The organism is Amycolatopsis minnesotensis (assembly GCF_039529815.1).
In the GTDB taxonomy this organism is placed as follows: Bacteria; Actinomycetota; Actinomycetes; order Mycobacteriales; family Pseudonocardiaceae; genus Amycolatopsis; species Amycolatopsis minnesotensis.
Window position 1 is genome coordinate 229,477 of record NZ_BAAANN010000009.1, and the last position, 12,485, is coordinate 241,961.

Genomic DNA, 12,485 nt, shown 5'->3' on the forward strand with positions numbered 1-12,485 from the left:
TCTCCTAGTTGTCTTCGGGAAGGGTGGCGGGCTTGAACGGGTCCGTCCATTCGGTGACTTCGACGGTGCGCGCGCCGCGGGATTCGATCACGAGCACGTGCGTTCCCTTTGGCAGCGCGGTTTCGGAATACGCGAGGTATGTCTCCGAACCACCGCGGATCTTGACCAGCGCCTCGCCGGGGCCTGCCTCGCCGCGGGTGCCGATCAGCAGCACGCCGACACAACCGATCGGCGACGCGTCCGACGTCATCGAGCTCTCGTCCTCTTCTCCGTCCCCCGAAGCGGCGTCCTCGCGCCGCCACCGCAACGCTAGAGCATCGGCGCGGTGCGCCGCAGGTACTCCGGCGGAACTCGTTCGGCGAGCCAGACTCCGCTGGCGCTGACGTGGAACCGGTGCACGGCGGGCGGTTCGTTCCGCGGTCGACCTCGACGCGGTGGCCCTGGCCGGCCCTGATCCGGTTGCCCGATTCGTCGAGGGTGAAGCGGGGTTTGTCGTTGCGCCCCACCACGTCCGTTCGGGCGCGTGCCGCAGGTGCGGCGACCGGCGCTCGGAGACCTTTTCGAGTTCGTTCGGATCTGTTTTCCCGGCCATTGGGCCACCACGACTGGCCTAAGGCAACCAAACTCGGGCTCTTTTGGGCGAATAGTCCTATTCGTGGACCCCGAGCACGGCGGGCATCACCCGATGGCACTAAGGTCACGCGAAGCCAAGCTGTCTTGTGGTCAATTTTCCAGGGGCGGAACGGGAGGGGTAGTTGTGGCAGAGTCCGGTGCACACGAAGCCGTCGGGGGGAAGCTGACCGCCGATCAGATCACCGTCACCGAGCCAGGCATCATCCGGCGGGCGATCGGTGCGGCCGCCATCGGCAACGTCACCGAGTGGTTCGACTTCGGCGTCTTCGCCTATCTGCAGACCACCATCCAGAAGGTGTTCTTCACCGGCGCGAGCCAGACCGTCGCGACGATCGGGACGCTGGGCCTGTTCGCGGTCGCGTTCCTGGTTCGCCCGTTCGGCGGCATGTTCTTCGGCCCGCTCGGCGACCGGATCGGCCGCACGAAAGTCCTTTCGCTCACCGTGATCCTGATGGCGATCGGCACGTTCGCGATCGCGTTCATCCCGAGCTACGCCACGATCGGCGCGGCGGCGCCGATGCTGATGCTGCTGGCGAGGCTGCTGCAGGGCTTCTCCACCGGCGGCGAGTACGGCGGCGCGATGGCGTTCATCGCCGAGTACGCGCCGGACAAGCGCCGCGGCTTCCTCGGGAGCTGGCTCGAGTTCGGCACGCTCACCGGGTACGCGATCGGCGCCACCTGCGCCACGCTCATCACGAGCCTCATCCCCGAGGACGACCTGCTCAGCTGGGGCTGGCGGATCCCGTTCCTGATCTCGGGGCCGATCGGGCTGATCGGGCTCTACCTCCGGCTCAAGCTGGAGGAAACCCCGGCGTTCAAGGCGCTCGCCGCCGAGTCCGAGGGCAGGGAGGGCAAGCAGACCCTGCAGGAGATCAAGGACATCTTCGGCAAGTACTGGCGCCCGATGCTGGTGTGCGGCGGGCTGGTGCTCGTCTTCAACGTCACCAACTACATGCTCACCTCGTACGTCCCGACCTACCTCGAAGAGCCGCTCAAGGGCGCGGGGATCAGCTCGACCACGTCGCAGGTGATGCAGATCGTGGTGCTGCTGCTGATGATGGTGTTCATCACCTTCGTCGGGAAGCTGTCCGACAAGATCGGCAGGCGCCCGGTCATCTACACCGGCTGCGCGCTGATGATCGTGCTCGCCGTGCCGTCGGTGCTGCTGATGCGCGCCGGCGGGTTCTGGCCGGTGTTCATCGGCCTGGCGCTGATGGGCCTGATGCTGCTGTGCTTCAACAGCACGATGCCCTCGACGCTGCCCGCGCTGTTCCCGACCGAGATCCGCTACGGCGCGCTGGCGATCTCGTTCAACCTCGCGGTGTCGTTGTTCGGCGGCACCACGGCGGTGGTGACCGCGGGCCTGATCGCCGCGACCGGTGACCTGAACTGGCCCGGGTACTACCTCATCGCGGCGGGCATCATCGGCGCCATCGCCTGCTACTTCACGAAGGAGTCGGCGCGGAAGCCACTGCCGGGATCGCCCCCGGCGGCGGCCACCCGTGAAGAGGCCGAAGAGATGGCGGCGGCGTCCCAGCGCTAGCGCTGCCCGTCGAGACACGAAAACGGCGTGCCCGGAAGTTTCCGGGCACGCCGTTTTCGTGTTCAAGTCTTGGTTACCGCCCGCGGCGGGAAACCGCGGCGCTCACTCAGCCGACGGCACGAGCACCCGCTCGGGGCTGGTGCTCTTCAGTCGCGCACGGAACCACGCCGTGCCGACGCCGACAACGATGAAAACCACGGCCGCTTCCGCGGCGAGCGCAGCCCACATTGATGCCATTTCCTTCTCCTTGTTGACTGTGTCTGATGCAGACGAGGTGACCGGCGTACTGACGCTTGGTGGTTTCGTCACCGGCTCAACCGCGAATATCCCCGACTGCGTTTCCGCGCGCATCCCCTGTGCCTTGTGCGCTATACCACACTTTCCCTTGCGGGGTCCGGGATCGGGGCCCTGCGCCCGGCTTTGAAGCAGCGCTTACCGGAAGCGTGAAGCAAATCCACCGCCTCATTTGAGGTCGGCGACGTGCACGATGCGGTCCCGCCCGGTGCGCTTCGCGTGGTACAGCGCCATGTCCGCGGCGTCGAGCAGGCGCTGCACACCGGTGCCGGCCGCGGGGTACATCGCGGTGCCGAGCGAGGCCGACAGGTCCGCGATCTCGCGGACCTCTTCGTCCGAGTCGACCTTGAGCGCGATCTCCCGTACCGAGCCGCGGATCCGCTCGGCGACCGCGGCGAGGTCGACCGCCGAGATCTCGGGCAGCAGCACCACGAACTCCTCGCCGCCGAACCGGCCGACGGCGTCGTTCTGGTCGCGCACCTCGCCCTGGATGGCCGACGCCACCGCCTTCAGGACCGCGTCGCCCGCGAGGTGGCCGTAGGTGTCGTTGACGCGCTTGAAGTGGTCGAGGTCGATCATCAGCAGGCCGAGCGTGCTCTGCCGCCGTTCCGCCTGCGCCAGCGCGTGCTCGGCGATGGCGTGCCAGCCCGCGCTGTTGAGCAGGCCCGTCTTGTCGTCACGGGTCGCCGCCGTCTCGAGCTGCTTGACCAGCACCGTGCGGTGCAGGATGAGCATCGGCGGCAGCACCAGCACGGTGAGCCCCGGCAGCACGGTCAGCGCGAGCGCGTTGAACGCGCCGAGGCACAGCGTGGCCAGTTCCAGCGCGTTGTCGGCCCAGCCGCCGAACAGGTCGACGAAGGTGCGGCCCGGATCGTTCCTGGCCGGCAGCACCAGCAGCGCGTTCACCGTGAAGTGCACGACCAGTGCCAGCGCCACCGCGATCGAACCGAGCCACGGGGTCTCCATCGCGGCGCGCAGATCGGCCATCCCGAACGCGGTCAGCACCGCCTTCGACGCGTAGCAGGTGAGCACGAGGATGGTGGCGTTGCTGACCGTCCGGAACGGCGACACCCGGTGCAGGCGGTACCAGCTGCGCACCGCCAGGTGCAGGTACAGCACCACGGTCAGCGCGGCGGTGAGCTCGGCGGGCAGCAGCAGCACGCCCGCGAACAACCACACCGAGGTCATGTTGATGTGCGCGGAACCGGCCACCCGGCGGCGCACCCGCTCCACCTGCCTGCCCAGTTCGGCCTGGGCCACGGCGAGCACCACCAGCGCCGCCCACAGCGCGGTGGCCCGGCCGTCCACCGGCTCGTCACCGAGCCGCCGCACCGTCAGCACCACCGCGACGACCTCGCTCAGCAGGCAGTACGCGGTCACGTGGCGCCGCTGTTTCCACAGCGCCCAGTTACGAGGCATGACGAAAGAGTCGCGAACACGCCCCGCGGGTGCGTCTTGCGGTCTTCCGCTGCGCATACTCATAGTGTCCTCGACTGCCGCATGATCCCGGTCATCCCACCACAGGTCGTCCGCCACGGCGCGCGTGCTCGGTGTGACCGGTCCGCGACCGACAGCGGCGATCGACCGGATTTTTGCGTTTGAACGGCTTCTGAACAGGAAAAACTCAAGAGAGAATGATAAACCGTAGCCACTAGGAGGTTCTCGATGTCCCGTGACAACTGATTCGCGCCGAACCGCCCCTCGGTGCGAAGCGTCCCCCAGTGCCCACGTCCCCACTGAACGCAGGAGCCCTCCCATGAGCCGCGACAACTGAGCGTCCGCCCTCCCGTCCCCTCGCCCCACCGAAGAAAAGGGAAGACCGATGTCTCGCGACAACTGACCGAAACCCCAGCACCGACTCCCCCTCGGCACCGCCTCCAGCGCACCACCACGTTCCCGGCCCGGCCATGCCCGCCCCGGCGTCCCCGGCGGGTGTGCGATCCTGGCGCCGTGCACCGGATCGCTCCGCCGTGCTGCCACCGGTGGCGACCCCACCTAAGCTGAACGGCGCCGAACGGTACCCGCCTGCCGGGAGCCGGGCGCACGTGCAGCGTCGCGGGAAAGCGGAGGACCGCGTCATGGGGAGTGACATCAAGGCCACCATCCGGCCGGTCGGTGACCGCGTCGGCGTCTACGTCCAGCAGGGTGGCTGGTGGCTGAGCAACTCCGGCTGGGTCTCCGGCGACGACCGGACGCTGCTCGTCGACACCTGTGCCACCGAGCGCCGCACGCGCGCGCTGCTCGCCACGGTGAACCGGTACACCAGGCCGGGATCGCGCGATCTCGCGGTCGCGGTCACCCACGGGGACGGCGACCACGCGAACGGCGCCGGCCTGATCCACGGCCTGGGCGGCGAAGTGCTGGCCACGCCGAGCGCGGCGGCCGAGATCCTGTCCGGCCCGCACCTCTACCCCGAGGTCTTCGACTGCGCGGACTGGGGCGACATCGCTCCGCCCGCGAAGATCACGCCGATCACCAGCGCCCAGACCATCGACCTCGGCGGGATCACCGTTGAGGTGCACCCGGTCCCGTTCGTCGCGCACACCCGCGGCGATCTCGTGGTCGTGGTGCCCTCGGCGAAGGTCTTCTTCACCGGCGACCTGTTCTGCTCCGGCTCGTTCCCGACGCTGCAGGAAGGGTCGCTGCACGGCTGGCTCGACGCGCTGCGCTGGCTCGGCCGGTTCGAGGTGCACACCGCGATCCCCGGGCACGGCGAACCGAGCACGCAGCGCGGCCACCTGAGCCTGTCGACGTCCAACCACCTGCACTGGCTCGACGAAGTGACCCAGCCCGAGGTGTGCGACTACGACGCGCTGATGGACGAAGCCCGGCGGCGCTGGCCGTCGTGGGGCGGCCTCGAACGGGTCGCGCTGAACCTCCGCGCCGCGCACGCCGAGAACCACGGCTACCCGCTGGACGTCCCGGCCGCGCTGGCCGCGATGACGGCGGCGGCGGGCGGCAGGATCGCGCTGGCACTGTGATCGCGCTCGACGCGGTCGATCTGGGGCTCGTACACGCGTTGCAGGTCGACGCGCGTGCGCCGTTCAGCCGGATCGCGAGCGTGCTCGGGGTGTCCACGCAGACCGTCACCAGGCGCTACCGCCGCCTCCGCGCCGAAGCCTCGCTGCGGGTCGTCGGGCTGGCCGATCCGCACCGCGCGGCAGGCGAGCAGTGGCTGGTGCGGCTGACCGCGAGCCCGCACACCGCGCAGGACCTCGCGCACGCGCTGGCGCGGCGCGCGGACACGTCGTGGGTGAAGCTGTGCTCCGGCGGCACCGAGATCTTCGGCATCGTGCACGCCGCCGCCGCGGACGGGCACACGCTGCTGCTGCACGACATCCCGCGCACCGCGAGCATCACCGCGGTGTCGGCGCACTACCTGCTGCACAGCTACGTCGGCGGCCCTGCGGCGTGGCGCGGGCGCCCCGCGGTGCTGTCCGAGGAACAGCAACGGGAACTGGCGCCAGCCGAAGCTCCCCGGTCGACGGCGTCACTGTCCGAATCGGACTCGGCACTGCTCGTCGCGCTCGGCGAGGACGGCCGCGCGAGCCACACCGACCTCGCGGCCGCGACCGGGTGGAGCACCGCGACCGTCGCGCGCCGCCTCACCGAGCTCAGGTCGAGCGGCGCGATCTTCTACGACATCGACCTCCGCGCCGCCGTGCTGGGCGTGACCACGCAGGCGCTGCTGTGGATGTCGGTGGCGCCCGCGCACCTCGACGCGGTGGCGACCGCGCTCGCCGGGCACGCGGAACTGGCGTTCGTCGCGGCGACGACCGGGCCGAGCAACCTCGTCGCGAAAGCGCTCTGCGCCGACCCGCGCGCGCTGCACCGCTACCTGACCCGCCGGCTCGGCGCGTTCGAGGAGATCCGCGCGCTGGAGACCGCGCCGGTGCTCAGGACGCTGAAGTCGGCGGCCCCGCTGACGCGCTAGCGAACCAGGTGCCGTCGGGCCGCCGGACGAGCTGGGGAGCCGAGCGGGCCACGAGCAGCATGGCGAGCACGACCACCACGAGCGCGGCGACGATCGCCTGCACGACCACGAACGAACTGCCACCGTAGCTGCCGCCGTTGGGGTAGGTGGCCAGCGACAGCACCACGCTGACCGCGGTCGCCGCGACCCGGAACCGCGAGGTCCCGGCGGCGGCCGCGAGCGGGATCACCGCCCACAGCAGGTACCACGGCTGGAGCGTGATCTGCAGGACCATCACCGCGCCGAGCGAGACGCCGAGCCCGATGATCGGGCGGTAGCGCCACCGGAAGCTCGCCCACAGGAACTTCAGCGTGATGGCGGCGGCGGTGGCGTAGCCGAGCACGTTGAGGATCGGCACCAGCCCCTCGGTGTGGTTGCCGAGGCCGAGCGAGATCCCGAGCAGGCCACCGAGGCTGGCCAGCTCGGCGACCGGGGACAGCAGGCTGCGGACGAGCCCCGGCGTGCCGAGGTTCGCGACCCAGCCGAACCCGAGCCCGGACCCGAGGCACACCGCGACCAGCACCACGGCGAACACCACGAACATCGGCAGCGCGGCGCGGACCAGGTCGGCCACCTTGCCGTGCCAGCGCCGCGCGACCATCACCGCGAAGAACGGCAGCGCCACGATCGCGTACAGCTTCACCGCGACGCCGAGGGTGATCACGGCGGTGCCGAGCGCGATCCACCGCAGTTCGCCGTCGGCGAGCGGTGGCGGGCTGTCGCCCTTGACGCGCGCCGGGAGCCTGCGCAGCCCCAGTTCGAGCCCGGCCATCATCAGCCCGATCGCGAGCGAGTCGTTGTGCGCGCCCGCGACGAGGTGGAACAGCACGAGCGGGTTGATCGCGCCGAGCCACAGCGCGGTGGCCGGCGGCACGCCGAAGCGCTTCGCGAGCCGCGCCGCCGCCCACACGATCAGCGCGACGCCGATGAGCGCGAGGCCGCGGTGCAGCAGGACGCCGAGGATCGTGTTGTTGCCGGAGACCCCGGCCAGCCAGCCGCCGAGCCGGAAGTACAGCGGGCCGTACGGCGGCGACGTCTCGCGCCACAGCAGCGAGACGTTCGCGGTGAGCGGGTCGCCGACGCCGAGCGCCGCCGCGGGGCCGAGTGAGTACGGGTCCATGCCGCGGTGCACGATCTCGCTCTGCGCGAGATAGGCGTAGACGTCGCGGGAGAACAGCGGCGGGATCGCGATCAGCGGGGTCAGCCACATCGCGAGCGTGCGGCTGAGCTGGCGGTTGCTGGCCATGCGTGCGTTGCCGGGGCGCGCGAACCGGCCGAGCAGCAGCCAGGCGATCACCATCATCGCCATCCCGGCGAAGGCGACCGCGAGCGAAACGGTCGGGATGCGGACGAACAGCCGGAGCACCGGGATGTCCTGCACCGGGTTGAGCACCGGGGCGGCGCCCGCGCCGAGCGAGCCCGCGGCGAGCAGCAGCGCGCCGACCGTGCCGAGCCTGCGGACGACGTCGAGCGCACGGCGTTCGCCTTCTTCGAGCGGCAACGCGGGGGTACCGGCGATCTCCGGTGCGCTGATCCTGCTCACGGCCACGACCGGGAACGGTATCGCCCACCGCGACGGCCGCCGAACCGGGGCGGTGCGGGTCACCAGTCCCCGCGCACCGGCCTGCCCGCGCGCAGCCGGAACGAATTCTGCTTGATCGCGTCGGCGAGCGCCTGTTCCTGCGGGCTCGGCTCGCGCGGGCGGTTGACGAGCACGAACTCCAGGCTGCCGGGATCGGGCAGCCCGGCGGCGGGACCGATCGGGGCGAGCCCCGGCGGCAGCAGGGTCTCGGCGTGCACGATGAACCCGAGCCCGGCGAGCACACCGGCGCGCAGGCCCTGCTGGCTGTCGGCGACGCAGGTCAGGCGGTGTCCCAGCCCGGCGTTCTCCAGCGCGCGCAGCGCCGCCTCCCTGGTGAGACTGGGGTCGGGATAGGTGACCAGCGGGACCGGATCGGGCACCTCCGCCCGCGCGCCTTCGGGACCGGCCCAGACCAGGCGGTCGCGGTAGACCGGGGTGCCGTGCCGTTCGCCGGGACGGCGTTTGACGAGCACCAGGTCGAGCTGGTTCGCGCGCAGCCGCCGGTGCAGGGTCTCACTGCGCCCGACGGCCAGTTCGAGATCGACCGAGGGGTGGTGGGCCCGGAACTCCCGCAGCACCCGCGGCAGCTCCATCGCCACGACGTCCTCCGAGGCCCCGAACCGGAGCCGCCCGGTCAGCTCGCCGCCGCTGAAGTAGCGCTGCGCCTGCTCCTGCGCGGCGAGGATGGACCGCGCGAAGCCGAGCATCGCGGAGCCGTCGGGGGTCAGGTCGACGCGGTGGGTGTCCCGCAGGAACAGCTCGCGGCCGACGGCGAGTTCCAGTTTCGCGATATGGCCGCTGACCGTCGACTGGCGGAGGCCGAGCTGCTTGGCCGCGGCGGTGAACCCGCCGGTGCGCTCGACGGCGAGGAAGCTGCGCAGCAGCGCGGAGTCGAACACGGTCATCACGATCCTCGATAGCAGTTACCTCGCTCATCGTATTTCACAATCGCCATGACCGTCCTACCGTGGACTTCATGAAGGTCCCGTCGAAGCCGTCCCTCGACCTGTTCGTGCCGTTGATCCTGCTCACCGTGGGCGTGGCCAGCGTGCTGCCCGCCGCCGGCGCCTTCGCGGACGTGCTCGGCTGGGCCACGAAGATCGTCATCGGCCTGCTGTTCTTCATCTACGGCGCGCGGCTGTCGCCCGCGCAGGCGTGGGACGGCGTGAAGCAGTGGCGGCTGCACGGCGTGGTGCTCGCGGTGACCTTCGTGCTGTTCCCGCTGCTCGGCCTCGCCGCGCGCCTGCTCGTGCCCTCGGTGCTGACCCCCGACCTCTACACCGGGCTGCTGTTCCTGTGCCTGGTGCCCTCGACCGTGCAGTCGTCGATCGCGTTCACCTCGATGGCGCGCGGCAACGTGGCGGGCGCCATCGTCTCGGCCTCGTTCTCCAACATCATCGGCATCGTGCTGACCCCGCTGCTGGTGCTGGCGCTGATGAGCACGACGGGCGGGGGCATCGACGCGTCGTCCATCGTGGACATCGTGCTGCAGCTGCTGGCGCCGTTCGTGCTCGGTCAGCTGCTGCGCCCCTGGCTGCGCGCGCCGATGGAACGGCACGCGGCGAAGACGAAGCTCGTCGACCGCGGTTCGATCCTGCTCGTGGTGTACGCCGCGTTCAGCGAAGGCATGCGCCAGCACATCTGGGGCTCGGTGTCGGCGCTGCGGATCGTCGCGGTCGCGGTGGTGTGCGCCGTGCTGCTCGCCGTCGTGCTCGGGCTGACCGCGGTGCTCGGCAAGCGGCTCGGGTTCAGCAGGGCGGACCGCGTCGTGGTGTTGTTCTGCGGCTCGAAGAAGAGCCTCGCCGCGGGGCTGCCGATGGCGACGGTGTTCTTCGCCGGGCAGCCGGTCGGGCTCATCGTGCTGCCGCTGATGATCTTCCACCAGGTCCAGCTGATCGTCTGCTCGGTGCTGGCGCAGCGGTTCGCCCGCACCGCGCCTGCCGAGGACGCCAGCGCACCGCAGCCCGTCGGCACCGGCTCTTGACCTTGCTGGATTGCATGCAATAGCGTCCGATCGCATGCAATCCAATCAGGTGACGGTCGACGGGATCGCCCGTGCCGCCGAGGTGATCGACCCCGTGTTCCTCGGCACGCCCCAGTACCGCGCGGAACCCCTCGACGAAGTGGTCGGCGCGAAGGTCGTGGTGAAGGTCGAGACCGTCAACCCGGTCCGCTGCTTCAAGGGCAGGGGCGCGGACTTCCGGCTGGCGGCTACCGAGCCGGGCGCCACCGTGGTGTGCGCGTCGGCAGGCAACTTCGGCCAGGGAATCGCCTACGCCGCCCGCAAACGCGGTGCCGCCGCGGTCGTGTTCGCCTCGGCCGCGGTCACCGACAGCAAGCTCGCCAGGATGCGCCAGCTCGGCGCGGACGTCCGGCTCGTCGACGGTGACTTCGACGCGGCGAAGCTCGCCGGGATCTCCTTCGCCGAGACCGAGGGCCACGAATTCGTCGAGGACGGGCGCGACCCCGCGGTGTCCGAGGGCGCGGGGACCATCGGCCTCGAACTGACCCGCTGGCCGGATCCCTTCGACGCGGTCGTGCTGCCGCTGGGCAACGGCGCGCTGGCCGCCGGGGTCGGCCGCTGGGTGAAGGCGCACTCGCCGGCCACCGAGGTGATCGCGGTGAGCGCGGCCGGCGCGCCCGCGATGCACCGGTCGTGGCACTCCGGCCGGGTGGAGCCCACCGATGCCGTCGACACCATCGCCGAAGGGGTCGCGGTGCGCATCCCGATCCCGGAGGCGTTGCACGACATGGCGGACGTGGTCGACGACGTGGTGCTCGCCGACGACGAAACCGTCCTGCGCGCGATGCGGGCGCTGCTGGCTTCGACCGGGCTCGTCACCGAACCCGCGGGCGCGCTGGGCGTGGCCGCGATGCTGGCCGATCCCGCCCGGTTCGCGGGCAGGCCGGTGGCCACCGTGCTCACCGGGTCGAACCTGCCGAGCGACCGCGCGGCGGGCTGGCTGTGGGGGAAGGGCTGAGCGTGGGGCCGGAGGAAGCGGCCGAACTGATCCGCGCCCTCATCACCTCGGCGGGCAGGCCGTGACGACCGCACGGGACGAGCGGCGGCGGACGGTCGAAGACCTGTTGCAGCAACGGATTCTGTCCACCGAGATCGAACCGGGGCAGCGCGTCAACGAAAGCCAGCTCGCGGACGAACTCGGGCTCAGCCGGACCCCGGTGCGCGAAGCGCTGCTCCGGCTCGAAGGCCAGGGCTGGGTGCGGTTCGACCACGGCAGGGGCTTCGTCGTGACGCCGTTGAGCGCGGACGAGATCCGCGAGACCTACCCGATCATCGCCCAGCTCGAACAGCTCGCCGTCACCACGACCGGACAGGCGTTGCGCACCCTCGCACCGGTGCTCGGGAAGATCAACCGGGAGTTCGCGGACTCCGCCGAACCCGGCCGCTCGCACGAACTCGACGCGCGGTTCCACCGGACACTGGTTTCGCGGTGCGGCAACGGAAGACTGATCGCGCTGCTGGCGCGGCAGTGGCAGACACTGCGCCGGTACGAGCACTTCTACATGACCGACGCCGCCGATCACCGGCGGTCGGCGGAGCAGCACGCCGCGATCATCGCCGCGATCGAGGCCGGCGATCTCGTGGCGGCGGCGGAGAAGCTCGTCGACAACACGGTCGGGTCGATGTACGTGCTCCTCGACCGCCTCGGTTAGGCGGGCGGGGCCGCCACACCGATCTCGGGGAGTTCGTCCAAAGCGGTCGCGGGCAGGTCCCGCACCGAACCGAAGACGATCTCCTGCTGCCGCACGATCCGCTCGTCGACCAGCCGCCCGAGTGCGTAGGCGAGGCCGCCGGTCTGCCGGACGGTCCGGTCGTCCACCTTCGGCGCAGTCGAGGACGTGACCACGATCCCGGCCGCCTTCCCGTCCTGCGCCTGCGAAGCGCCGACGGTGAACGCCTCGCGCGGATTGGCGCCGGCCAGCACGAGGTGCTCCCGCAGCTTGCCGAGCATCGAATGCCACTCGACCACGTCGCCGGTCAGCTCGGTGCCCGACAGATCGGTCACCAGCAGCCGCTCACCGTCACCGTCCGCGCGGAAGCAGCGCGCGTACGCAGTGAGCGCGGCCAGCCAGAGCGCTTCGACCACCACGTCGTCGCGCTCCTCACCGCGCGCGAGTTCGGCCACGAGGCGCTCGCAGCAGCCCAGCACGAACTGGAGGTCGTCGAAGATCGCGGTCAGCTCGGCGAGCTTGCGCGCCGCCGGGCTGTGCAGCTCCCGCGCGGCGGACGGCGTCGCGGCACGGACCTCGGAGTGCGTTCCTGCCATGTGTTCGCTCCTCACCGCGGCCGGAGGTCAAGCTGACCGCGGATCGGCGCCGAACGGCGTCTCAGTTTGCGACACCGGACCTTCAGGGACGCCGACGCCGCAATCTCGGCCCCCGTCTTGGCGGTCGCCCGGTTGACCCTATCGCTGATAGAGTGAATCTATCAGCGATAG

12 protein-coding genes are annotated in these 12,485 nt (G+C 70.7%); 6 read left to right on the forward strand and 6 right to left on the reverse strand.

The features are described from left to right. Nucleotides 1–4 precede the first annotated feature (4 nt). Entirely contained in the window at nt 5–250 is a 246-nt protein-coding gene (locus ABD256_RS13830; protein ID WP_344417559.1) for a hypothetical protein, read from the reverse strand. 507 nt (nt 251–757) lie between these two features. On the opposite strand from ABD256_RS13830, the gene ABD256_RS13835 reads away from it, so the two are divergent. Further along, nucleotides 758–2,176 carry an MFS transporter gene (locus ABD256_RS13835; RefSeq protein WP_344417561.1) on the forward strand — a complete coding sequence of 473 codons (1,419 nt, stop codon included), beginning with the start codon at nt 758–760 and terminating at the stop codon, nt 2,174–2,176. 102 nt (nt 2,177–2,278) lie between these two features. Here the strand turns inward: ABD256_RS13835 and ABD256_RS13840 are convergent, their stop codons facing one another. Then, nucleotides 2,279–2,527 (reverse strand): hypothetical protein, encoded by a 249-nt coding sequence (locus ABD256_RS13840; RefSeq protein ID WP_344417563.1) that lies wholly within the window; start codon nt 2,525–2,527, stop codon nt 2,279–2,281. Nucleotides 2,528–2,638: 111 nt separating this feature from the next. Further along, nucleotides 2,639–3,889 (reverse strand): GGDEF domain-containing protein, encoded by a 1,251-nt coding sequence (locus tag ABD256_RS13845; protein WP_344417565.1) that lies wholly within the window; start codon nt 3,887–3,889, stop codon nt 2,639–2,641. A 659-nt stretch (nt 3,890–4,548) separates the two neighbouring features. Between ABD256_RS13845 and ABD256_RS13850 the strand changes: the two genes are divergently transcribed. Then, nucleotides 4,549–5,451 (forward strand): MBL fold metallo-hydrolase, encoded by a 903-nt coding sequence (locus ABD256_RS13850; RefSeq protein WP_344417567.1) that lies wholly within the window; start codon nt 4,549–4,551, stop codon nt 5,449–5,451. Beyond that, nucleotides 5,448–6,404, forward strand: coding sequence for an Lrp/AsnC family transcriptional regulator (locus tag ABD256_RS13855; protein ID WP_344417569.1), 957 nt, complete (start codon nt 5,448–5,450; stop codon nt 6,402–6,404). Before ABD256_RS13850 ends, ABD256_RS13855 begins: the two co-directional genes overlap by 4 nt. Here ABD256_RS13855 and mptB read toward each other — a convergent pair. Both mptB and ABD256_RS13865 read right to left on the reverse strand, forming a co-directional pair. Further along, nucleotides 6,367–7,992, reverse strand: coding sequence for a polyprenol phosphomannose-dependent alpha 1,6 mannosyltransferase MptB (mptB, locus tag ABD256_RS13860; RefSeq protein WP_344417571.1), 1,626 nt, complete (start codon nt 7,990–7,992; stop codon nt 6,367–6,369). The two genes, ABD256_RS13855 and mptB, sit on opposite strands and share 38 nt — an antisense overlap. 53 nt (nt 7,993–8,045) lie before the next feature. After that, nucleotides 8,046–8,930 (reverse strand): LysR family transcriptional regulator, encoded by an 885-nt coding sequence (locus ABD256_RS13865; protein ID WP_344417573.1) that lies wholly within the window; start codon nt 8,928–8,930, stop codon nt 8,046–8,048. A gap of 71 nt (nt 8,931–9,001) precedes the next feature. On the opposite strand from ABD256_RS13865, the gene ABD256_RS13870 reads away from it, so the two are divergent. The 3 genes from ABD256_RS13870 (at nt 9,002) to ABD256_RS13880 (ending at nt 11,700) form a co-directional block, all read left to right on the forward strand. Next, a complete protein-coding gene (locus tag ABD256_RS13870) occupies nt 9,002–10,009 on the forward strand; it encodes a bile acid:sodium symporter family protein (protein ID WP_344417575.1) in 1,008 nt (335 codons plus the stop codon). Between the two features lie 34 nt (nt 10,010–10,043). After that, a complete protein-coding gene (locus ABD256_RS13875; RefSeq protein ID WP_344417577.1) occupies nt 10,044–11,006 on the forward strand; it encodes a threonine ammonia-lyase in 963 nt (320 codons plus the stop codon). 61 nt (nt 11,007–11,067) lie between these two features. Next, complete coding sequence (locus ABD256_RS13880) at nt 11,068–11,700, forward strand: GntR family transcriptional regulator (RefSeq protein ID WP_344417579.1); 633 nt, start codon at nt 11,068–11,070, stop codon at nt 11,698–11,700. On the opposite strand, the gene ABD256_RS13885 is transcribed toward ABD256_RS13880, so the two are convergent. Further along, nucleotides 11,697–12,314 (reverse strand): hypothetical protein, encoded by a 618-nt coding sequence (locus ABD256_RS13885; protein ID WP_344417581.1) that lies wholly within the window; start codon nt 12,312–12,314, stop codon nt 11,697–11,699. The two genes, ABD256_RS13880 and ABD256_RS13885, sit on opposite strands and share 4 nt — an antisense overlap. Nucleotides 12,315–12,485 lie beyond the last annotated feature (171 nt).